The organism is Bacillus paralicheniformis (genome assembly GCF_001042485.2).
In the GTDB taxonomy this organism is placed as follows: Bacteria; Bacillota; Bacilli; order Bacillales; family Bacillaceae; genus Bacillus; species Bacillus paralicheniformis.
Map to the genome: position 1 here is coordinate 106,359 of NZ_LBMN02000035.1, position 21,466 is coordinate 127,824.

Consider the following 21,466-nt stretch of genomic DNA (forward strand, 5'->3'; position numbering starts at 1 on the left):
ACATGTCAATAATTGAATCATTTCCAGCCTTTTTACTTGTATTTGTCAGAATCACAGCATTCTATGTAACGGTGCCTCTATTTTCTTATCGGTCAATTCCTGCCGTTCATAAAATAGGTTTTGCATTTTTTCTTGCGCTCGTCAGTTTTCAGGCGATTGAAAAGCCTCCTCAGCTTGATGTTGACGGAGTTTACATGATGTTGGCCATGAAGGAAGCGCTGATCGGGCTTCTGCTTGGGCTGATCGCCTACATGATGATCTCGGCCGTTCAAATCGCCGGATCATTCATCGATTTTCAAATGGGATTTGCGGTGGCGAATGTGATCGATCCCCAGACAGGAGCGCAAAGCCCGCTTGTCGGCCAGTTTTTATATACGTTGGCGCTGCTCCTCATGCTGAGCCTGAATGCGCATCATCTCCTGCTTGACGGGATTTATTACAGCTATCAATACATCCCGGTCGATAAGATGGCGCTGTCGTTTGGAAGCGAAGGATTTGCCGAGTTTATTGCAAAGAGCTTCAACACGATGTTTATAACAGCATTTCAATTGTCTGCGCCTGTTGTGGCTTGTTTGTTTTTAGTCGATCTGGCATTGGGGATTGTGGCGAGAACGGTGCCGCAGCTCAACGTGTTTGTCGTCGGGCTTCCTTTGAAAATCGCAATCACCTTTATCATGCTCATCATCTGCATGGCCGTTATGTTCAGCATGATGCAGCACGTCTTCGAATTTGCCATTCGGACAATGAGAGATCTATTAACTTTGCTTGGGGTGGCATGATGAAGCTGACGTTGGATTTGCAATTTTTCGCAGGTGAAAAAACGGAAAAAGCGACGCCGAAAAAACGGCGGGAAAGCAGAAAAAAAGGACAGGTTGCCAAAAGCGCAGATGTCAATACAGCGGTTACGCTTCTTATCGTGTTTTTAGCGTTTTTATTCGTCGGACCTTTTATGAGAGACCGCCTGCTCGCACTGATCGAAAAGTATTACAAAGAGTTGATCACGATGAAGGTGTCAGTCGCCAATATTCCCGGCCTGTTTCAAAGTCTTGTGCTTGAATCGGGCTTCATTATGGCACCGCTTTTGCTGACAGCCGTCGTCTCCGGGGTCTTGAGCAACTATATGCAAGTCGGGTTTTTATTTTCCCCTGAAGCGATCAAGCCTGATTTGAAAAAGCTTGACCCGCTTAAAGGATTCAAGCGGATTTACAGCATCAGAGCGATCGTTGAACTGCTTAAATCGATTTTAAAAATCGTGATTGTCGGCGGCGTGACATTCGCCGTTCTATGGCTGAACTTTGACAAAATTCTCAGAATCCCGGCGCTGTCCGCGGGCGAGGCTTTGTCATATGTCGGCTGGCTCACCTTTTTAATGGGGGTTTCCGCTGCAGTCGCCCTGATTTTTCTCGCGGTGCTCGATTACCTCTATCAAAAATTTGATTATGAAAAAAATATTCGCATGTCAAAACAGGACATTAAAGACGAATACAAAAAAACCGAAGGCGATCCTCTGATTAAGTCGAAGATCAAGCAGAAGCAAAAGGAAATGGCGATGCGCCGCATGATGCAGGATGTGCCAAAAGCGGATGTCATCATAACAAACCCGACCCATTACGCCGTCGCGCTGAAATATGACGAAAACAAAATGGATGCGCCGTTTATCATCGCAAAAGGGGTCGATCTGATGGCTCTGAAAATCAGGCAGATCGCCAAAGAACACGATGTCATGACAGTCGAGAACAGACCTTTGGCGAGGGCGCTTTATGACCAGGTTGAGATCGATCAGGCCGTTCCGGAAGAATTCTTTAAGGCCGTAGCCGAAATCCTGGCGTATGTTTACAAAACAAAGCAAAAAATCTAGTGAATTTTTCAGTTTTAAAAGGAGAGAAACAGCATGTCAGCAAGAGATTTATCAGTTTTATCAGGCGTTGTCCTCATTGTGGCAATGCTTATCATACCCTTTCCACCATGGTTGTTGAGCGTTTTAATTATCGTGAATATTTCTCTTGCGTTAATCGTGCTTCTCACCACAATGAACATGCAAGAACCGCTGCAATTTTCGATATTTCCTTCTTTGCTGCTCCTCTTGACGCTGTTCCGCCTCGGGCTGAATGTATCGACGACACGTTCGATTCTGTCCAACGGAGATGCGGGAAAAGTAGTCGAGACGTTCGGGTCTTTCGTTGTCGGCGGAAACGTTTTGGTCGGTCTCGTTGTCTTTATCATTTTGATCATTATCCAATTTATCGTCATCACGAAAGGGGCGGAACGGGTTTCTGAAGTTGCTGCCAGATTCACGCTCGACGCCATGCCGGGGAAACAGATGAGCATTGATGCCGATTTGAACGCCGGAATGGTGACCGAACAGGAAGCGAAAGTGCGCCGTGAGAAAGTGGCCCGTGAAGCCGACTTCTACGGCGCGATGGACGGTGCGAGCAAATTCGTGAAAGGGGATGCGATCGCAGGGATCATCATCGTCCTCATTAACGTCCTTTTCGGAATTGTCATCGGCATGCTGCAAAAACAAATGAGCATTCAGGAAGCCGCTTCACACTTTACGCTCTTGTCTGTAGGCGACGGGATCGTATCTCAGCTGCCTGCGCTCTTGATCTCAACGGCGACGGGTATCGTCGTCACAAGAGCAGCGTCGGACGGGAACCTCGGACACGATATTACAGGCCAGCTGTTTGCTTATCCAAAGCTTTTGTATGTGACGGCGGGAACGATTTTGCTGCTCGGGATTTTCACACCGATCGGCATTCTCCTGACAGGTCCTCTGGCTCTTCTTCTCGCCATCGGCGGCTATACGCTCTCCAAAGCCGGTGAAGAGAAGGAAAAAGTGGAGGATATCCTTGAGGAAGAAGCTGAAGTGGACGAATTAAAAAGTCCCGAAAGCGTCGTTCATCTGCTCGATATTGATCCGATCGAATTTGAATTCGGCTACGGATTGATTCCGCTTGCAGATGCAAATCAAGGCGGCGACCTTTTAGACAGAATCGTCATGATCAGGCGTCAGCTTGCGCTTGAACTCGGTCTCGTCATTCCGGTCGTCAGAATCAGGGATAACATCGCTCTTCAGCCGAACGAGTACAGGCTCAAAATTAAAGGAAACGAAGTCGCAAAAGGCGAGCTTCTCCTCGATCACTTTTTGGCGATGTCTCCGACAGGCGAAGACGATCAGATCGAAGGAATTGACACGATCGAACCGTCCTTCGGCCTCCCGGCAAAATGGATACCGGAATCTCAGAAAGATCAGGCCGAAATGCTCGGATATACGGTTGTCGATCCGGCTTCAGTCGTGTCGACCCACATTACAGAGCAGGTGAAAAAGCACGCCCATGAGCTGATCGGAAGACAGGAAACAAAACAGCTGATCGACCACTTGAAAGAATCTTATCCTGTACTGGTCGAAGAGGTCTCGCCGAATCCGCTGTCTGTCGGTGATATTCAGAAAGTGCTGGCCAAACTTCTGAAAGAAAAAGTATCGATCAGGAACTTGGTGACAATCTTTGAAACACTGGCCGACTACGGAAAGCTGACGACGGATTCAGATATGCTGACCGAGTATGTAAGACAGGCGCTTGCCAAGCAGATCACCGCCCAATATGCGAAGGAAAATGAGACGCTGAAAGTGGTGACGTGTTCGGGCCGTGTCGAAAAGGCCGTGGCGGAAGGAATTCAGCAGACTGAACACGGCAACTTTTTATCTCTTGAACCTGCATTATCCGAAAATATCATTCAATCTGTAGCAAGAGAAATCGAACAGCTCTCATTAAGGCAGGAAGTGCCGATCCTTCTATGTTCACCGCCTGTCAGAATGTATGTCAAACAGCTGTTAGAGCGCTATTTCCCTGATCTGCCGGTTCTTTCTTATAACGAACTGGAAGCCAATGTAGAAGTTCAAAGCATCGGAGTGGTGGATATTCAATGAAAATTAAAAAATTTGTAGCTGGTTCTATGCAGGAAGCCACAAAGCAAATTATACAAGAGCTCGGGAATGACGCCGTAATCTTGAATTCTAAAAAAATTCATACGAGAAAATTTCTCGGCTTTGTGAAAAAAGCCGGGGTTGAAGTGATTGCGGTTGTCGACCAGGACTTTTCCGACGCGAGGAAACCGGAGCGGCAAAAGCCAGTTTTACGTGAACAAAGCCCTTCGCCTGTCCCGCAGCCGGACCACCTCGATTTGGCAAGCCAAGTGAAAGAGCTGAAAGAACTGCTGGAAATGCGGCATCATGAGCAGCCTGTTGATGTGCTGCCTGAGCCGCTGAAAAAGGCGGACCAGCTTCTGGCAAAGCAAGGGGTATCGCCGGCCATCCGTACGAAAGCGCTCGGCCGGTTGATCAGCACTTCTTTAAAAAACGGCGAAGAATGGACGGATGAAAAGGCGCTGGCCCACTTAACAGATGCTTTGGCCGATCTTCTTCCCGATAATCGGGAACAGGACGTGGCGATTCATTCCCAATATGTCGTGCTCTTCGGATCGACCGGAGTCGGCAAAACGACGACATTGGCAAAGCTTGCCGCTTCTTCCGTGCTGGAAAAGCAGAAAAAAATCGCTTTTATCACGACGGATACGTACCGGATTGCAGCGGTTGAACAGCTCAGGACATATGCCGAGCTTCTGAATGCGCCGCTCGAGGTGTGCTATACGAAAGAAGAATTTAAAGCGGCCCAGCAAAAGTTCGCCGATTTTGACCACGTCTTCATCGATACGGCGGGCCGGAATTTCAAAGACGGGCAATATGTCAGGGAGCTGAAGGAAATCATTCCGTTTGAGCGTAAGATACAGGCGTTTCTCGTCATGTCCGCGACGAGCAAGTACGAGGATATGAAGGAGCTCATTAAGCAGTTCTCAAGCATTCCGATCGATCAGTTGATATTCACAAAAGTGGATGAAACCGATTCATTGGGAAGCGTCATGAATCTGCTCGCCGAATCGAGAATCGGCCTCGGCTATATGACAAACGGACAAAATGTTCCGGAAGATATCCGCTACTTGTCAAATGCATCATTTGTCAGACTGCTTACGGGGTGTTGAACATGGATCAGGCAGAAAGCTTACGAAGGCGGATGGGGCAGCGCTTCGCCGAACCGCCCGCCCCTGTCGCTCATCCAAAAGCGAAAACGCTCGCTGTTATGAGTGGAAAAGGAGGCGTCGGGAAGTCGAATATATCGCTGAATACGGCTCTCGCCTTCTTAGAAAAAGGAAAGAGCGTGCTGTTGATCGATCTAGATGTCGGAATGGGGAACATCGATATTTTGATCGGCCGGCAATCGCTCTGCACCGTGATGGATCTCCTTCAGCAAAAAATACCGTTTGAGCGCGCCTTGTCAGCCGGTCCGCGTGGCCTTCAATACATTTCGGGCGGAACGGGACTGGATGCGATGTTCGAATTGAACGGGGAAAACTGGGCGTTCTTTCTGAAAGAATTAACGCGGGCTTTGATAAGCTTCGATTATGTCATATTTGATATGGGAGCGGGGCTGTCAAAAGATCAGCTGCCATTCGTCCTGTCAGCGGATGAAATTCTGGTCGTCACCACGCCGGAGCCGACATCCATTATGGACGCTTACAGCGCGATCAAGCATTTGGCATTAACGGGACGCGATCTTCAGCTGAAAGTCGCTGTCAATCGCTGTACAACCCAAAAAGACGGAATTTCCGCCTTTCTCCGCCTTTCCAACACGGTAAACGCTTTTTTACAGCAAAAGCTTGCATATGCAGGGCCGATTCCTGAGGATCCCCTGGTACCAAGAGCCGTTGTGGAGCAGCAGCCGTTTCTGATGAAGAACCCGCGTTCCAAGCCGAGCAGGGCGGTTTACCTGCTGGCAGAATCGCTGCTTGATAACGGCAGAACGGAAATAGGCGAAAACCGGTCCTTTATCGATAAATTATCTTCATTCCTGAGGAGGGGCAATACATTATGATTCGTGTTCTTGTCGTTGACGACTCTGCTTTTATGAGAAACATGATCACCAAGTTTTTAACATCCAATCACGAGATTGCTGTAGCAGGAACGGCAAGAAACGGCGAGGAAGCGCTCCAAAAAATCAAGGAGCTCCGCCCGGATGTGATCACATTGGATATTGAAATGCCTGTGATGAACGGAAAAGAAACATTGAAAAGGATCATGGCGAGCGATCCGCTTCCGGTTGTCATGGTATCGAGTCTGACGCAGCAGGGGGCTGATATCACGATCGAATGTCTTGAGCTGGGGGCGATCGATTTCGTCGCAAAGCCGTCGGGTTCAATTTCAATTGATTTATATAAAGTAAGAGACATGCTGATTGAGAAAGTGTTGACAGCAGGGCGGGTGAAACTGAAAGGCCGGCCTGTTCCAATTTCAAAACCCGCCATCGAGACGGCAAAGCGGCCGCCGGTGAGCGGCAGCGATTCAGTCCGTGTTCGGGCTGGAAAACAGCTCATCTGCATCGGTACATCGACAGGGGGACCGAGAGCGCTGCAAAGAGTGCTTCCCAAGCTTCCCAAAACGTTGAAGGCGCCTGTTTTTGTCGTTCAGCACATGCCAAAGGGGTTTACAGCCTCATTAGCGAACAGGCTGAACCACCTCTCAGAAGTAACCGTGAAGGAGGCTGAAAACGGTGAGAGAGCGAAAGACGGCTGGGTTTACATTGCCCCCGGAGGGAAAAACATGGCAGTCGGCCTTGAAAAGGGCGAATTGGTGATCACGCTCGATGACCGCGACACAGAGAGCCGTCACAAGCCTTCTGTTGACTATTTGTTCCATTCCCTGGCCTCACTTCGGGAGTTTGAAAAAATCGCCGTCATTATGACGGGGATGGGAAGCGACGGAACAGAAGGCGTAAAAGGCCTTTTGAAACATGGAAGCGGAACGGTGATCGCCGAAGCAGCCGAGTCGTCCGTCGTTTTCGGAATGCCGAAATCGGTCATTAACAACGGGCTTGCAAACGACATCAAGCATGTTGATGAGATTGCCGCAGCCATTATGACGTATATGAAAAAAGAGAGGGCGTGACTCATATGGATATGAATCAATATTTAGACGTCTTTATTGAAGAAAGCAGAGAACATTTGCAAACCTGTAACGAAAAATTGCTCGAACTCGAAAAAAATCCGACAGACCTGCAGCTTGTCCATGATATTTTCAGAGCGGCTCATACCTTGAAAGGGATGAGCGCTACGATGGGCTATGAAGATATGGCTCATTTAACGCACAGTCTGGAAAACGTGCTGGACGCGATCCGAAATGAAGAAATGACCATTACGTCAGAGTGGATGGACATCATGTTTGAAGCGCTCGATGACCTTGAAGCGATTGTCCTTTCGATCATTGAAGGGGGCGACGGCAAAAGAGACGTTTCAGAAGTCTGCGCCAAGCTTGATGTGACAGGCGCAAACAAGGAGGCGGCCGCATCGGCAGAAGCGCCTGAAACGGCGTCGTCTGAAACGAAATGGGCCTATGACGAATTTCAGCGGACGGTCATCGCCGAAGCTGAGGAACAAGGCTTTAAATGTTACGAAATCAATGTTGCGTTGAAAGAGGACTGCCTGTTGAAGGGAGTTCGGGTGTACATGGTATTTGAACAGCTGAACGAAATCGGCGAAGTCGTCAAAACGATTCCGGAAACGGAAGTTCTCGAGTCGGAAGATTTTGATTCCGAATTCGTCGTGTGCTTTTTAAGCAAACACGGGGAAGAAGAGATTTTCAACAAAATCAACGGCGTATCTGAAATCGAAAAAATTGAAGTAACCGAGCTGAAAAACGATTTTTCGGCACAGGAAGAAGCCGCGCCTGCAGCGCCTGAAAAAGAAACGGCACCGAAAGACGCGGAGAAAACCCCGGCTAAGCAGCCGGACGGCAAAAAAGAAGCGGCGAAACCTGCAGCAGGCGGCGGAACGAAGACGATCCGCGTCAACATCGACCGCCTCGATTCATTAATGAACCTGTTTGAGGAGTTGGTCATTGACAGAGGGCGCTTAGAGCAGATCGCCAAAGAGCTTGAACACGGCGAATTAACAGATACCGTCGAACGGATGACAAGAATTTCAGGCGACCTGCAATCGATCATCCTCAACATGAGAATGGTTCCGGTAGAAACGGTGTTCAACCGCTTCCCGCGCATGGTCCGCCAGCTGACAAAAGAATTAAATAAAAAGATCGAGCTGTCGATTTTCGGGGCGGAAACCGAGCTTGACAGAACGGTAATAGATGAGATCGGCGACCCGCTTGTCCACCTCTTGAGAAACAGCCTTGATCACGGGATCGAGGCGCCTGAAGTCAGGGTGAAAAATGGTAAGCCTGAAACGGGTCAAGTCCGTCTGAAAGCATATCACAGCGGGAACCACGTCTTTATCGAGGTCGAGGATGACGGAGCCGGCATCAACCGCAAAAAGGTGCTTGAAAAAGCGCTTGAACGCAACGTCATTACCGAACGTGACGCCGAAACGATCGAAGATCATGAAATCGACGCACTCATTTTTGCACCGGGATTCTCAACCGCAGATCAAATCTCGGATATTTCAGGACGCGGGGTCGGCTTGGACGTTGTCAAAAGCAAGCTGGAATCTTTGGGCGGTTCTGTCAGCATCAGGTCGAGCGAAGGCGAAGGTTCGCTTTTCTCCATTCAGCTTCCGCTTACACTGTCGATCATATCCGTGCTGCTAGTCAAACTTGAAAACGAAACGTTTGCGATACCGATTTCTTCTATTATAGAAACGGCTGTCATCGATAAGAAAGATATTCTTCAGACGCACGACCGCGAAGTGATCGATTTCAGGGGCCATATCGTACCGGTGGTTTACCTGAAAGAACAGTTTAATGTTGAGGATTCTTCGGATGATCTTGATCAGCTTCACGCCATCGTCGTGAAAAAAGGAGACAAGCTGACGGCATTTGTTGTCGACTCCTTTATCGGCCAGCAGGAAGTCGTACTAAAATCACTCGGCGATTATTTAACAAACGTCTTTGCCATTTCCGGCGCAACGATTTTGGGAGACGGACAAGTAGCCCTGATCATCGACTGCAACGCCCTTATCAAATAGAAAGCGAAAGGAGAGCGATCCTCTTGACCACACAGAATACCACCGGTGAAAAAATGATTGTGTTCAAAGTAAATCATAAAGAGTATGCCATCTCTGTATCCGAAGTGATGTCCATTGAAAAATGGCAGCAGCCAACAAGGGTGCCGGGAGTGGAACCGTATATTTGCGGCGTCATTAATTTGAGAGGTGTTGTCACGCCTGTCATCGATTTAAGAAAGCGGATTGAAGCGCCTGGAGATACAATTACAGATGAAACGAGAATCATCATCATCACCCATCAGGACATTGAAGTCGGCTGGGTGGTGGACGAGGCGAACGATGTCATCACTGTCGAGGAAGAGGAAATTGAATCGGCTCCCGAAACGGTAGGAAAAGACGGCAGGCAATGGATTAAAGGCATCGTCAAGCAAGGGTCCAGACTTCTCAATCTGATTGACTCTGAAGCTGTTTTAAACCGGAAGTCGAGCCTTGCCGCCGCTTCTGAAAATGTGAAGAAATAAGGAGCCTATGATGAGCGTATTTAACGGAATTAGAGAAGAGCATCTTGATATATTGCGGGAAGTCGGGAATATCGGAGCGGGTCATTCCGCTTCTGCCCTGGCTCTATTGCTGAACAGGAAAATCGAAATGGAAGTGCCGTTTGTCAAGCTGATGTCGTTTGATGAGCTTGTCAACCTATTCGGCGGTGCAGACCTTCCTGTCGCAAGCATCTTTTTGCGCATGGAAGGGGATTTTCCCGGTTCTATGTTCGTGATCATGCCTTTTTCAGAGGCCGAGCAGCTGATCAGGGAGCTTGTCGGCAATCCGGAATTCGAGATTGACAGCATGACGCCGAATGATATCGGAGCCTCCGCCCTGCACGAACTCGGGAATATTATGGCGGGATCTTATTTGACCGCTCTCGCTGATTTGACAAACCGGCAAATGTACCCGAGCGTCCCTGAACTGACGCTTGATATGTTCGGAGCCGTCATCAGCGAAGGGCTGATCGAGCTCAGCCAAGTTGGAGACCAGGTTATCGTGATCGACAACTCCATTTTTGACGAGGAGCACAACCGGAAAGTAAAAGCGCATTTGTTCCTTCTGCCGGACTATGATTCTTTTGAAAAGCTCTTTCATGCATTGGGTGCAGCTCTATGAAAATCTTAGAAAAAGAAACATCGATTATCAGAGTGGGAATTGCCGATGTGAAAATAGTCCGCACTCCCGACAAGATCAGGACATCGGGTCTCGGTTCGTGCGTCGGACTCGTGCTCTATGATTTGGAAGCGAAGACGGCCGGTCTCGTCCACGTCATGCTTCCCGACTCTTCCTTATCCAAGACACCGGACATCAATGTGGCAAAGTACGCGGACACAGCTGTCGAAGCGACGGTCAAGATGCTGCTTGAAGCCGGATGCCGAAAATACGCTTTGAAAGCGAAAATGGCCGGAGGAGCCGAAATGTTTAAATTTAAGATGACAAATGATTTGATGAAAGTCGGGCCAAGAAATGTGCTTGCGATTAAAAAACATCTATCTCTCTTAAACATTCCGATTGTAAGCGAGGATACAGGCGGAAACAGCGGAAGAACGATCGAGTTCGATCCGCAGTCAGCCGAACTTGTCATCCGGACAGTTAAACAAGGTGTAACGACGATTTAATATGCAATATAGGGGGATAAAGATGCAATCCTTGAACTATGAAGATCAGATGCTTTGGTCGCGGTGGAAAGAATGGAAAGATCCTCAGGCAGGCGATGATTTAATCCGCCGCTATATGCCGCTTGTGACATATCATGTCGGCCGGATAGCCGTCGGCTTGCCCAAGTCCGTTCATAAAGACGATTTGGTCAGCCTTGGCATGCTGGGTTTGTATGACGCCCTTGAAAAATTTGATCCGGGAAGGGATTTGAAGTTTGATACATACGCTTCCTTCAGAATCAGAGGCGCTATTATCGATGGCCTTCGCAAAGAAGACTGGCTTCCGAGAACATCCCGTGAAAAAACGAAGAAAGTGGAAGCTGCGATCGAAAAGCTCGAACAGCGCTACTTAAGAAATGTTTCGCCGAGCGAAATCGCCGCTGAGCTGGGAATGAGCGAGCAAGACGTCGTGACCACAATCAATGAAGGTTTCTTTGCGAATCTCCTTTCAATTGATGAGAAGCTTCACGACCATGAAGACGGGGAGAACGTCCAGGTGATGATCAGGGACGACAAAACGAGCACGCCGGAAGAAAAAATGCTCAAAGACGAACTGATCTCCCAGCTTGCGGAAAAAATAAACGAGCTTTCAGAAAAAGAACAGCTCGTGATCAGCTTATTCTATAAAGAAGAGCTGACCCTGACGGAAATCGGACAGGTTTTGAATTTGTCGACTTCCCGCATTTCACAGATTCACTCCAAAGCGCTTTTGAAACTGAAGCATCTGCTGGATAAAGTGGTACAATAACATGTAAGCTGCCGGCATGGAACCGGCAGCATTTTTTAAGCGTCCGACAGGGAAGTCTTTTTTTGATTAAATTTCATGGTTAGCGAGTGAAAAATATGTCAACAATATTATGGCTTGTGAGCTTTACGCTCCACGGTATATTGATTTATTTCGTCATCATTCTGAATGCGAGGCTCAGCGCTTTTAAGGCGGCGGAGAAAGAGCAAAAACAGCTTTTGGAAGAAACCGAGAATACATTGACCGCTTTTTTGATGGAGCTAAAAGACGAAAATGAAAAACTCGTTCGCGAGATTCGGGCGAATGCCGAAGAAGAGCCGCAAAGAGTGCAAACACAGCCTGACATTCCTGCTCAAACCCCCGCCCTTTCGGAAGCGGACGAATCGCGCGATCTGCCGCTTCACATCGAAGCGATGATCAATGAGGTGGAGCAGGAAGAGGATGAGCTCAATCAAAAAGAGCAGGAATCCGTATCATATGAAGAAGAAGCTCTCGCATTATATGAAAAGGGGCTCTCTCCGGAGGAAATCGCAAGACAGCTGAAAAGCGGGAAAACAGAAATCGAGCTTTTCTTAAAATTTCGCGGAAAGCTGAAAAACGATTCTTGATTGTCGAGAAAGCTTATGTTATATTATTTCTTGGTGTTAATTACACACGCTTAACGATTTATGCAAGCGGTGCTGTGCGGTTCTCGCGTGCAGTCCTGCATAAAAATGACCTAAGCGGAGGAAAAAAACCATTATATTAGGAGGAAATAACACATGTCAGTCATTTCTATGAAGCAATTGCTTGAAGCTGGTGTTCACTTCGGCCACCAAACGCGCCGCTGGAACCCAAAAATGAAGCGTTACATCTTCACGGAGCGTAACGGAATCTACATCATCGATCTTCAAAAAACAGTCAAAAAAGTTGAAGAAGCATACAACTTCACGAAAAACCTTGCAGCTGACGGAGGAAAAATCCTTTTCGTCGGTACGAAAAAGCAAGCTCAAGACTCTGTTAAAGAAGAAGCGGAACGTTCTGGAATGTACTATGTCAACCAACGTTGGCTTGGCGGTACGTTAACAAACTTTGAAACGATCCAAAAGCGTATCAAACGCCTTAAAGATATCGAAAAAATGCAGGAAAACGGCACATTTGACGTACTTCCTAAAAAAGAAGTCGTTCAATTGAAAAAAGAATTAGAGCGTCTTGAAAAATTCCTCGGCGGAATCAAAGAAATGAAAGAGCTTCCTGACGCACTGTTCATCATCGATCCTCGCAAAGAGCGCATCGCGGTTGCAGAAGCGCGCAAGCTGAACATTCCGATCATCGGAATCGTTGACACAAACTGTGATCCTGATGAAATCGATGTTGTCATCCCTGCGAACGATGACGCCATCCGCGCTGTTAAATTGCTGACTTCTAAAATGGCAGATGCCATCCTAGAAGCAAAACAAGGTGAAGAAGTAGCTGAAACAGAAGCGAAAGAAGCAGAAACAACTGAAACAACAACTGCTTAACCTGGTCAAAAGGTGATAAGGGGGTCTGCCTTTTATCACCTTTTTTTTCACCAGATCAACACTTACATATTTTGTTTGATATATAAGGAGGAAATCAAAAATGGCAATTACTGCACAAATGGTAAAAGAGCTTCGTGAAAAAACTGGCGCAGGCATGATGGACTGCAAGAAAGCGTTAACTGAAACTGACGGCAACATGGATAAAGCGATCGATCTTCTAAGAGAAAAAGGAATCGCAAAGGCTGCCAAAAAAGCTGACCGCATCGCGGCTGAAGGTTTGACTTTGATCAAAACCGACGGCAACACAGGCGTTATTCTTGAAGTGAACTCCGAAACGGACTTCGTTGCGAAAAACGAAGGCTTCAAAGAGCTTTTGAACGACCTTGCTGACCACATTCTTGCTGAAAAGCCTGAAAGCGTTGAAGCTGCTATGGCTCAAAAAATGGCTAACGGTTCAACTGTAGAAGAATACATCACAAGCGCGGTTGCTAAAATCGGAGAAAAAATCACGCTTCGCCGCTTCACTGTCCTGACAAAAGGCGATGACGCTGCATTCGGCGCATACCTGCACATGGGCGGAAAAATCGGCGTATTGACTGTCCTTAACGGCACAACTGACGAAGAAACAGCAAGAGACATCGCGATGCACGTTGCAGCTGTAAACCCTCGCTTCATTTCCCGTGACCAAGTGTCAGAAGAAGAAGCGAACCGCGAGCGCGAAATCTTGACTCAGCAGGCGCTTCAAGAAGGAAAGCCTGAAAACATCGTCGCAAAAATGGTTGAAGGCCGCCTGAACAAATACTTCGAAGAAATCTGCCTGCTTGATCAAGCATTCGTTAAAAACCCGGATGAAAAAGTGAAACAGGTCGTTGCTGCGAAAAATGCAACAGTTGAAACATTCGTCCGCTACGAAGTTGGAGAAGGTATCGAAAAACGCCAAGAAAACTTTGCTGAAGAAGTTATGAACCAAGTGAAAAAATAAGATTGAAAAGCCGCTTGCCTTAAAACACATGGCAGGATCTTTTCAAAGAAAATAGGGGACACAATTTGTGTCCCTATTTTTAAAACAGTTTACAAACCTTTTTTTCTCTTGCATAATAAATAACGGCAAGCATGCACTTGGAGGTTAATATGGAAAAACCAAAGTATAATCGTATCGTATTAAAGCTTAGCGGAGAAGCCCTTGCGGGTGAACAGGGAAACGGCATCAACCCGACCGTGATCCAGTCCATCGCCAAACAGGTGAAAGAAATCGCCGAGCTTGATGTTGAAGTGGCGGTCGTCGTCGGCGGCGGCAACCTGTGGCGCGGAAAAACGGGCAGCGATCTCGGAATGGACCGCGCAACAGCGGACTACATGGGAATGCTTGCAACGGTCATGAATTCCCTTGCGCTGCAAGACAGCCTTGAAACGCTCGGCATTCAATCAAGAGTTCAGACATCCATCGAAATGCGGCAGGTCGCTGAGCCATACATAAGAAGAAAAGCGATTCGCCATCTTGAAAAGAAGCGCGTCGTCATCTTCGCTGCCGGTACAGGCAATCCATACTTCTCAACGGATACGACAGCAGCGCTCAGAGCGGCTGAAATCGAAGCCGACGTCATCTTAATGGCTAAAAATAATGTCGACGGTGTATACAATGCCGATCCTCGAACTGACGAAACAGCCGTAAAATATGAAAAATTGTCTTATCTCGATGTGTTAAAAGACGGTTTGGCCGTCATGGATTCAACCGCCTCTTCACTTTGCATGGATAACGACATCCCGCTGATCGTCTTTTCTATTATGGAAGAAGGAAATATTAAAAAAGCCGTTTTAGGCGAACAAATCGGTACAATCGTAAGGGGGAAATAACGTGTCAACTCAAGTGATGAATGAAACAAAAGAACGGATGGAAAAAGCGATAGGCGCTTATCAGCGCGAATTGGCGACTGTACGTGCAGGACGTGCAAATCCGTCTTTGCTGGACAAAGTGACAGTTGAATACTACGGAGCGCAGACGCCTTTAAACCAGATCGCGTCCATTACGGTTCCGGAAGCGCGCATGCTTCTCATCACACCGTATGACAAAACAGCGCTCGGCGATATTGAAAAAGCGATTCAAAAAGCCGACCTCGGCATAACTCCATCAAACGACGGCAACATCATCCGGATCACGATCCCTCCTCTAACTGAGGAGCGCAGAAAAGAGCTTGCCAAGCTCGTGAAAAAATATTCGGAAGATGCTAAAGTCGCGGTTCGCAACATCCGCCGCGATGCCAATGACGATCTGAAAAAACTAGAGAAAAATGGTGAAATGACTGAGGATGAATTGCGCTCTTCAACGGAAGACGTACAAAAGCTGACAGATGAATATGTGTCAAAAATTGATGAGATCACAAAAGATAAAGAGAAAGAAATCATGGAAGTTTAATGAAAAACTCTGTACAATAGATAATAGTGAAAAGACCCTCTCATGTTTACAGGGGGTTTTTTTGTTAATACTGTTGTTATCAAGAACGATATAACAGGAAAGCAACCTTTTGGGTGATGGAGGACTCTCATGCTCAATATACTCAAAAATTGGAAGAATCAGCATTCAGCTGCTTCCAACATGGAATGTTACACAAAAGAAAATATTTTAAAAGGAGAAATTCCTGAACATATCGCCATTATTATGGACGGAAACGGCCGTTGGGCAAAGAAACGGGCGATGCCCCGCATCGCGGGTCATCACGAAGGCATGAAGGTAGTCAGACAGACGACAAAGCTTGCCAATGAGCTCGGTGTCAAAGCGTTGACGCTGTATGCCTTTTCGACGGAAAATTGGAAGCGTCCTAAGTTTGAGGTTGACTTTCTGATGAAGCTGCCTGAAGAGTTCCTGGGAACGTATCTCCCGGAGCTGGTCGAAGAAAATGTCCGGGTCCGCTTGACAGGCGATAGGGAAGGACTGCCGCCCCACACGATCCGCGCGGTTGAAAAAGCCATCCGTGATACGGAGAACAATGACGGACTTATTCTTAATTTTGCATTGAATTACGGGGGACGTGCAGAAATCGTCAGAGCCGCAAAGAGAATTGCCGAAGAAGCGAAAAAAGGCACATTGAATACCGAGGAAATCGACGAAAAGCTATTTTCCGATTATTTAATGACAGAAGCTTTGCAGGACCCTGATTTGCTGATTCGCACAAGCGGCGAGATCAGGCTGAGCAACTTCATGCTTTGGCAGCTTGCCTACAGCGAATTTTTATTTACCGATGTATTGTGGCCTGATTTTAAAGACGTTCACTTGCTTCAGGCTATCGGAGAATATCAGCGTCGCGGGAGAAGGTTTGGCGGAATTTAGAGGATGGTGCAGATGAAACAGAGAATATTGACGGGTGTGATCGCGGCAGCGGTTTTTCTGCCGCTCGTGATTTTCGGCAAGCTGCCGTTCACCCTGCTAGTTTATGCAATAGGTATACTCGCTCTATTTGAACTTTTAAGAATGAAAGGCCTGAAGCTTATCAGCGCTCCGGGTATCATCAGCCTGCTGCTTTTGGCGGTTTTGCTGTATCCAAGCCAATATGCGGAAGACGCGGGGCTGGGCATAACCAAAGGGGAGGTCGTCTTTTTGGCCGTCCTTTTGCTTTTGGCATACACGGTGCTCAGCAAAAACTCGTTTACTTTTGACGAAGCGGCATTCGTGGCGCTGGCAGCAGTTTATATCGGATTCGGGTTTTATTACTTTATTGAAATCAGAAACATCGGACTCAGCTATGTCTTTTTTGCAATCGGCGTCGTCTGGTCAACGGATTCCGGCGCTTATTTTATCGGAAAGGCGTTTGGAAAGCGGAAGCTCTGGCCTGAAATCAGCCCTAACAAAACGGTTGAAGGCTTTTGGGGCGGAATTTTGACAGCGGTCGTTTTTTCCGCGATTTATCAGGCTGCCACAGGTTTTCCGCACGCTTATCTGTTTGTGCTGATCATTACCGTGCTTTTATCAATCGTCGGTCAGATCGGCGATTTGGCCGAGTCTGCGTTCAAAAGGCACTACAAAGTGAAAGACTCGGGCCGGATCCTTCCGGGACACGGCGGAATGCTGGACCGCTTTGACAGCTTTTTATTTGTCATGCCGGTTCTATACTTCCTGCTTGTTCTTTTTCAGCCGTTCGGGCTATGATAGAAAAGGGTACTGATAGCTAGAAAGAAACAGAGGTGCGGCAATTTTGAAGAACATATGTCTATTGGGGGCGACAGGCTCCATAGGAGAACAGACGCTTGATGTGATCAAAGCGCATGACGATAAGTTTCAGCTGACCGCCATGTCTTTCGGAAAAAACGCCGAAAAAGCGGCAGAAATCATTGAAACATTTAAACCGAAGTATGTATCTGTAGGGGATGAGCATACATATGAAGCATTAAAACAGCATTCTTTTTCTTACACCTTTAAAACAGGGATCGGGGAGGAATCTTTAATCGAAGCGGCCGTTAGTCCGGAAGCGGATGTCATTGTCAATGCTCTCGTCGGCAGCGTCGGTCTTCTGCCGACTTTAAAGGCGATGGAGCATAAAAAAACAGTCGCGCTTGCAAATAAGGAAACTCTCGTGACAGCCGGTCATATAGTGAAAGAACACGCCCAAACATACGATGTCCCGCTCTTGCCAGTCGACAGCGAGCATTCTGCGATTTTTCAGGCGCTCCAGGGGGAAAATCCGAAGCATATTAAACGGCTGATCGTCACGGCTTCAGGCGGCAGCTTCAGGGACAGAACAAGGCAGGAACTTGAAGGCGTCACAGTGGAAGAAGCCCTCAATCATCCAAATTGGTCGATGGGTGCAAAAATCACGATCGATTCGGCTACAATGATGAATAAAGGGCTCGAGGTCATTGAAGCGCACTGGCTGTTTGATCTGCCTTATGACCGGATCGATGTCCTCCTTCACAAAGAAAGCATCATTCATTCAATGGTGGAATTCCACGACCGAAGCGTCATCGCCCAGCTTGGCACACCTGATATGAGAGTGCCGATTCAATATGCGCTCAGCTATCCGGAACGCCTGCCGTTTGATGAAGCCAAATCACTCGAACTCTGGCAAGTCGGACAGCTGAATTTTGCCCAAGCTGATTTTGAAAGGTTCCGCTGCTTACAATTCGCTTATGAATCAGGTAAAATAGGCGGTACAATGCCGACTGTTTTAAACGCGGCCAACGAGGAAGCCGTTGCGGCATTTCTTTCGGGCAGGATTTCCTTTCTCGGGATTGAAGACATTATTGAAAAAGCTTTGGAACGCCATCAGGTGATCGCAAAGCCGAGCCTTCAAGAGATCCGTGAAGTGGACAAAGACGCCAGAAAGTTTGTCCAAACATTACTCACATAAGGTGGTATGTTCGTGAATACTGTGATCGCGTTTATTCTTATTTTTGGAACGCTCGTATTTTTCCATGAGCTTGGTCATCTCATCCTTGCTCAAAGAGCCGGAATACTGTGCCGGGAGTTTGCAATCGGCTTCGGTCCGAAAATCTTTTCGTTTAAGAAAAATGAGACCGTTTATACGATCAGGCTTCTTCCGATCGGCGGCTTTGTTAGAATGGCCGGCGAAGATCCTGAGATGATTGAAGTGAAGCCCGGTTATACGGTCGGGCTGTTGTTCGACAGCGAAAACAAAGTCGAAAAGATCATTATCAACCAAAAAGAAAAGTATCCTGACGCATTGGTCATCGAAGTGGAGCAGGCTGACCTGGAGCATCAGATGAGGATTACGGGCTATGAGCACGGCAATGAAGATCATCTCTCATCCTTTTCTGTCAGTGAAACGTCCTTTTTCATCGTAGACGGGGAAGAAGTCCAGATCGCTCCTTACAACCGCCAATTCCATTCAAAAACGGTTTGGCAGCGTATAAAGGCGATTGCGGCCGGCCCGATCATGAACTTTATTTTGGCTTATGTCATTCTCGTAATGCTCGGCCTGATGCAGGGAGTGCCGTCTGACGAGCCGGTGCTCGGCAAGTTGATAGACAACGGACGGGCGGCGGAAGCGGGACTCCAGGAAGGAGACCGCATTCAAACGATCAACGGGGAGAACATGAGATCGTGGACGGATATTGTCAACACGGTCAGGGAACACCCTGAAAAAGAACTGAAAATCGTTGTGATGCGCGACAACGTCAAGGTGACGAAATACGTAACACCTGAAGCAGTCAAGGCAGGGGACGAAACCGTCGGCAGATTCGGCGCTTACAACCCGGTGAAAACAGGAATCCTGACATCAATTTCCTACGGTGCGACCGAAACGGCGACAGTAGCGCAGAGCATCGTGACCAATCTCGGAAAGCTCGTCACGGGACAATTCTCAATCGACATGCTGGCCGGTCCTGTCGGCATTTATGACATGACAGACCAAGTGGCCAAGACAGGCGTTATCAATCTGCTGAAGCTGGCCGCATTTTTAAGCATTAACCTCGGGATCGTCAACCTTCTGCCAATCCCTGCGCTGGACGGCGGCAGACTGTTGTTCCTGTTTATTGAAGCGATCCGCGGAAAGCCGATCAACCGAGAAAAAGAAGCGTTTGTCGTCTTTGTCGGCGTCGCATTTTTGATGCTCTTAATGCTTGTCGTCACATGGAACGATATCCAGCGCTTATTTCTGTAAAACCAATTGCCTTTTTTAAGTGCAGCCAAGCCCTTTTAAAAGGCTCTTTTTTAGGGACGCCGTTCCCGACTCAAAAAGTAACCAACTGAAACAAATGAGGTGCGAACGAATGAGACAGAGCAGGACTTTAATTCCTACGCTCCGCGAAGTGCCGGCTGATGCTGAAGCAAAAAGCCATCAGCTTCTTCTCAGAGCGGGGTTTATCAGACAAAACACAAGCGGTGTATACAGCTATATGCCTCTTGCCAATAAAGTCATTCATAAAATCCAGAGCATTGTCCGCCAAGAAATGGAGAAAATCAATGCCGTCGAAATGCTGATGCCGGCGCTCCAGCAGGCGGAAACTTGGCAGGAATCGGGAAGATGGTACACGTACGGTCCTGAGCTCATGAGGCTGAAAGACCGCCACGGCCGCGAATTTGCCCTTGGCGCGACACACGAAGAGGTCATCACAAGCATCGTCAGAGATGAAGTGAAATCGTACAAGCGCCTTCCGCTGACCCTTTACCAGATCCAATCGAAATTCCGCGATGAAAAGCGCCCGCGCTTCGGTCTGTTGAGAGGCCGGGAATTCATCATGAAGGATGCGTATTCCTTCCATTCTTCCGCCGAAAGCCTTGATAAAACGTACAATGATATGTACCAGGCGTATACGAATGTGTTTACGCGCTGCGGCTTGAATTTCAGACCGGTCATTGCAGATTCAGGCGCGATGGGCGGAAAGGATACCCATGAATTTATGGCATTGTCCGATGTCGGTGAAGATACAATTGCGTATTCTGATCAGTCTTCATACGCTGCCAACATCGAAATGGCTGAAGTGAAGGAAGCCGGTGCTGGCGAGAAGGCTGAAATGAAAGAGCTCCAGGAAGTCCACACACCTTCGGTCAAAACGATCGAAGAAGTTGCCGCATTTCTTGGCATATCCCCGTCAGACTGCGTGAAATCAATGCTCATGAAAGCAGACGGACGTTTTGTCCTCGTGTTGACGAGAGGGGATCATGAAGTCAACGATATTAAGGTGAAGAATCTGCTCCAAGCAGAAACGATCGAATTCGCGAGCGTCGAAGAGGTTGCTGAGATAACAGGTACTGAGCCTGGCTTTGTCGGACCGGTGGGGCTCGACCGTGAAATCGAAATCTTTGCAGACTTTGCTGTGAAGGCGATGGCAAACGCAGCAGCAGGAGCGAATAAAACAGATTACCATTATCAAAACGTGAATATCAGCCGGGATGTGCACAATGTGACATTCGCCGATCTCCGCTTGATCCAGGAAGGAGACCCTTCACCGGATGGAAACGGAACGATCCGTTTTGCAAAAGGAATCGAAGTCGGACAAGTTTTTAAACTCGGCACCCGCTATTCTGAAGCGATGGACGCAACATACCTTGACGAAAACGGACGCGCTCAGCCGATGCTGATGGGCTGCTATGGAATCGGGATTTCCCGGACACTTTCGGCCATCGTTGAGCAGCATCATGACGATAAAGGCTTGATCTGGCCGCTGGAAGTGACGCCGTATGACCTGCACATCCTCGCGCTTAACATGAAAAATGACGCGCAGGTTCAGCTTGCCGAAAAGCTGTATGAAGATTTTAAAGCGAACGGCTATGACGTATTGTTTGATGACCGTGCTGAACGGGCCGGCGTTAAATTTGCAGATTCCGATTTGATCGGTCTGCCGATCCGCATCACGGTCGGAAAAAGAGCTGATGAAGGCGTTGTCGAAGTGAAGATCCGCAAAACCGGAGAATCATTTGAAGTCGCCGCTGAAGAGCTTTTGGACTTTATCGAAAAACAAGTCAAGAGCTTATCTTCTCACTCTTAAAGATGTTAAACTAGAGTAAAGGAAGGTACCTCGGGAATCGTCCCAAGGTACCTTCAATTATGATTTTCTTTTAG

At 47.8% G+C, this 21,466-nt stretch carries 21 protein-coding genes; all 21 read left to right on the forward strand.

Annotated elements, in window-relative coordinates; all coding sequences use genetic code 11:
* Nucleotides 1–2: 2 nt before the first annotated feature.
* The 21 genes from fliR (at nt 3) to ACH97_RS17485 (ending at nt 21,392) form a co-directional block, all read left to right on the forward strand.
* Complete coding sequence (gene fliR / locus ACH97_RS17385; RefSeq protein WP_020451405.1) at nt 3–779, forward strand: flagellar biosynthetic protein FliR; 777 nt, start codon at nt 3–5, stop codon at nt 777–779.
* The gene (gene flhB, locus ACH97_RS17390; protein ID WP_020451406.1) at nt 779–1,858 is read left to right on the forward strand and encodes a flagellar biosynthesis protein FlhB; all 1,080 of its coding nucleotides are present in this window, start codon (nt 779–781) and stop codon (nt 1,856–1,858) included. Before fliR ends, flhB begins: the two co-directional genes overlap by 1 nt.
* Before the next feature lie 33 nt (nt 1,859–1,891).
* The gene (gene flhA, locus ACH97_RS17395; protein ID WP_020451407.1) at nt 1,892–3,928 is read left to right on the forward strand and encodes a flagellar biosynthesis protein FlhA; all 2,037 of its coding nucleotides are present in this window, start codon (nt 1,892–1,894) and stop codon (nt 3,926–3,928) included.
* Nucleotides 3,925–5,037, forward strand: a complete 1,113-nt coding sequence (flhF, locus tag ACH97_RS17400; protein WP_020451408.1) for a flagellar biosynthesis GTPase FlhF — start codon at nt 3,925–3,927, stop codon at nt 5,035–5,037. The genes flhA and flhF overlap by 4 nt, the downstream gene beginning before the upstream one ends.
* A gap of 2 nt (nt 5,038–5,039) precedes the next feature.
* On the forward strand, nt 5,040–5,927 hold the full coding sequence (locus tag ACH97_RS17405) for a MinD/ParA family protein (protein ID WP_020451409.1): 888 nt from the start codon (nt 5,040–5,042) through the stop codon (nt 5,925–5,927).
* Entirely contained in the window at nt 5,924–6,997 is a 1,074-nt protein-coding gene (locus ACH97_RS17410) for a protein-glutamate methylesterase/protein-glutamine glutaminase (RefSeq protein ID WP_020451410.1), read from the forward strand. The genes ACH97_RS17405 and ACH97_RS17410 overlap by 4 nt, the downstream gene beginning before the upstream one ends.
* Nucleotides 6,998–7,002: 5 nt before the next feature.
* Entirely contained in the window at nt 7,003–9,024 is a 2,022-nt protein-coding gene (locus ACH97_RS17415) for a chemotaxis protein CheA (RefSeq protein WP_020451411.1), read from the forward strand.
* A 23-nt stretch (nt 9,025–9,047) separates the two neighbouring features.
* Entirely contained in the window at nt 9,048–9,524 is a 477-nt protein-coding gene (locus ACH97_RS17420) for a chemotaxis protein CheW (RefSeq protein ID WP_020451412.1), read from the forward strand.
* A gap of 10 nt (nt 9,525–9,534) precedes the next feature.
* Entirely contained in the window at nt 9,535–10,164 is a 630-nt protein-coding gene (locus ACH97_RS17425; RefSeq protein ID WP_003181818.1) for a chemotaxis protein CheC, read from the forward strand.
* Nucleotides 10,161–10,667 (forward strand): chemotaxis protein CheD, encoded by a 507-nt coding sequence (locus ACH97_RS17430; protein ID WP_003181820.1) that lies wholly within the window; start codon nt 10,161–10,163, stop codon nt 10,665–10,667. The genes ACH97_RS17425 and ACH97_RS17430 overlap by 4 nt, the downstream gene beginning before the upstream one ends.
* Before the next feature lie 22 nt (nt 10,668–10,689).
* Nucleotides 10,690–11,454: a FliA/WhiG family RNA polymerase sigma factor gene (locus ACH97_RS17435; protein WP_003181822.1), complete on the forward strand. Its 765-nt coding sequence runs from the start codon at nt 10,690–10,692 to the stop codon at nt 11,452–11,454.
* A 95-nt stretch (nt 11,455–11,549) separates the two neighbouring features.
* Nucleotides 11,550–12,059, forward strand: coding sequence for a DUF6115 domain-containing protein (locus ACH97_RS17440; RefSeq protein ID WP_020451413.1), 510 nt, complete (start codon nt 11,550–11,552; stop codon nt 12,057–12,059).
* A gap of 153 nt (nt 12,060–12,212) precedes the next feature.
* Entirely contained in the window at nt 12,213–12,953 is a 741-nt protein-coding gene (rpsB, locus tag ACH97_RS17445) for a 30S ribosomal protein S2 (RefSeq protein ID WP_020451414.1), read from the forward strand.
* Nucleotides 12,954–13,053: 100 nt separating this feature from the next.
* On the forward strand, nt 13,054–13,935 hold the full coding sequence (gene tsf, locus ACH97_RS17450) for a translation elongation factor Ts (protein WP_020451415.1): 882 nt from the start codon (nt 13,054–13,056) through the stop codon (nt 13,933–13,935).
* Between the two features lie 149 nt (nt 13,936–14,084).
* Nucleotides 14,085–14,807, forward strand: coding sequence for a UMP kinase (pyrH, locus tag ACH97_RS17455; RefSeq protein ID WP_020451416.1), 723 nt, complete (start codon nt 14,085–14,087; stop codon nt 14,805–14,807).
* Nucleotides 14,808–14,823: 16 nt separating this feature from the next.
* On the forward strand, nt 14,824–15,366 hold the full coding sequence (gene frr / locus ACH97_RS17460; RefSeq protein ID WP_154495759.1) for a ribosome recycling factor: 543 nt from the start codon (nt 14,824–14,826) through the stop codon (nt 15,364–15,366).
* A gap of 129 nt (nt 15,367–15,495) precedes the next feature.
* Complete coding sequence (locus ACH97_RS17465; RefSeq protein WP_020451418.1) at nt 15,496–16,278, forward strand: isoprenyl transferase; 783 nt, start codon at nt 15,496–15,498, stop codon at nt 16,276–16,278.
* Between the two features lie 12 nt (nt 16,279–16,290).
* Nucleotides 16,291–17,094, forward strand: coding sequence for a phosphatidate cytidylyltransferase (locus ACH97_RS17470; RefSeq protein ID WP_020451419.1), 804 nt, complete (start codon nt 16,291–16,293; stop codon nt 17,092–17,094).
* Between the two features lie 46 nt (nt 17,095–17,140).
* A complete protein-coding gene (dxr, locus tag ACH97_RS17475; RefSeq protein ID WP_020451420.1) occupies nt 17,141–18,292 on the forward strand; it encodes a 1-deoxy-D-xylulose-5-phosphate reductoisomerase in 1,152 nt (383 codons plus the stop codon).
* A 6-nt stretch (nt 18,293–18,298) separates the two neighbouring features.
* Nucleotides 18,299–19,564 carry an RIP metalloprotease RseP gene (rseP, locus tag ACH97_RS17480; RefSeq protein ID WP_095323561.1) on the forward strand — a complete coding sequence of 422 codons (1,266 nt, stop codon included), beginning with the start codon at nt 18,299–18,301 and terminating at the stop codon, nt 19,562–19,564.
* Nucleotides 19,565–19,673: 109 nt separating this feature from the next.
* Nucleotides 19,674–21,392 (forward strand): proline--tRNA ligase, encoded by a 1,719-nt coding sequence (locus ACH97_RS17485; protein ID WP_020451422.1) that lies wholly within the window; start codon nt 19,674–19,676, stop codon nt 21,390–21,392.
* The last annotated feature ends 74 nt before the right edge of the window (nt 21,393–21,466 follow it).

Excerpts from the sequence above, each read along its gene's own strand:
- fliR (WP_020451405.1), top strand. The coding sequence starts at position 3 with ATGTCAATAATTGAATCATTTCCAGCCTTTTTACTTGTATTTGTCAGA.
- flhB (WP_020451406.1), top strand. The coding sequence starts at position 779 with ATGAAGCTGACGTTGGATTTGCAATTTTTCGCAGGTGAAAAAACGGAA.
- flhA (WP_020451407.1), top strand. The coding sequence starts at position 1,892 with ATGTCAGCAAGAGATTTATCAGTTTTATCAGGCGTTGTCCTCATTGTG.
- flhF (WP_020451408.1), top strand. The coding sequence starts at position 3,925 with ATGAAAATTAAAAAATTTGTAGCTGGTTCTATGCAGGAAGCCACAAAG.
- ACH97_RS17405 (WP_020451409.1), top strand. The coding sequence starts at position 5,040 with ATGGATCAGGCAGAAAGCTTACGAAGGCGGATGGGGCAGCGCTTCGCC.
- ACH97_RS17410 (WP_020451410.1), top strand. The coding sequence starts at position 5,924 with ATGATTCGTGTTCTTGTCGTTGACGACTCTGCTTTTATGAGAAACATG.
- ACH97_RS17415 (WP_020451411.1), top strand. The coding sequence starts at position 7,003 with ATGGATATGAATCAATATTTAGACGTCTTTATTGAAGAAAGCAGAGAA.
- ACH97_RS17425 (WP_003181818.1), top strand. The coding sequence starts at position 9,535 with ATGAGCGTATTTAACGGAATTAGAGAAGAGCATCTTGATATATTGCGG.
- ACH97_RS17430 (WP_003181820.1), top strand. The coding sequence starts at position 10,161 with ATGAAAATCTTAGAAAAAGAAACATCGATTATCAGAGTGGGAATTGCC.
- ACH97_RS17435 (WP_003181822.1), top strand. The coding sequence starts at position 10,690 with ATGCAATCCTTGAACTATGAAGATCAGATGCTTTGGTCGCGGTGGAAA.
- ACH97_RS17440 (WP_020451413.1), top strand. The coding sequence starts at position 11,550 with ATGTCAACAATATTATGGCTTGTGAGCTTTACGCTCCACGGTATATTG.
- rpsB (WP_020451414.1), top strand. The coding sequence starts at position 12,213 with ATGTCAGTCATTTCTATGAAGCAATTGCTTGAAGCTGGTGTTCACTTC.
- tsf (WP_020451415.1), top strand. The coding sequence starts at position 13,054 with ATGGCAATTACTGCACAAATGGTAAAAGAGCTTCGTGAAAAAACTGGC.
- pyrH (WP_020451416.1), top strand. The coding sequence starts at position 14,085 with ATGGAAAAACCAAAGTATAATCGTATCGTATTAAAGCTTAGCGGAGAA.
- frr (WP_154495759.1), top strand. The coding sequence starts at position 14,824 with ATGAATGAAACAAAAGAACGGATGGAAAAAGCGATAGGCGCTTATCAG.
- ACH97_RS17465 (WP_020451418.1), top strand. The coding sequence starts at position 15,496 with ATGCTCAATATACTCAAAAATTGGAAGAATCAGCATTCAGCTGCTTCC.
- ACH97_RS17470 (WP_020451419.1), top strand. The coding sequence starts at position 16,291 with ATGAAACAGAGAATATTGACGGGTGTGATCGCGGCAGCGGTTTTTCTG.
- rseP (WP_095323561.1), top strand. The coding sequence starts at position 18,299 with ATGTTCGTGAATACTGTGATCGCGTTTATTCTTATTTTTGGAACGCTC.
- ACH97_RS17485 (WP_020451422.1), top strand. The coding sequence starts at position 19,674 with ATGAGACAGAGCAGGACTTTAATTCCTACGCTCCGCGAAGTGCCGGCT.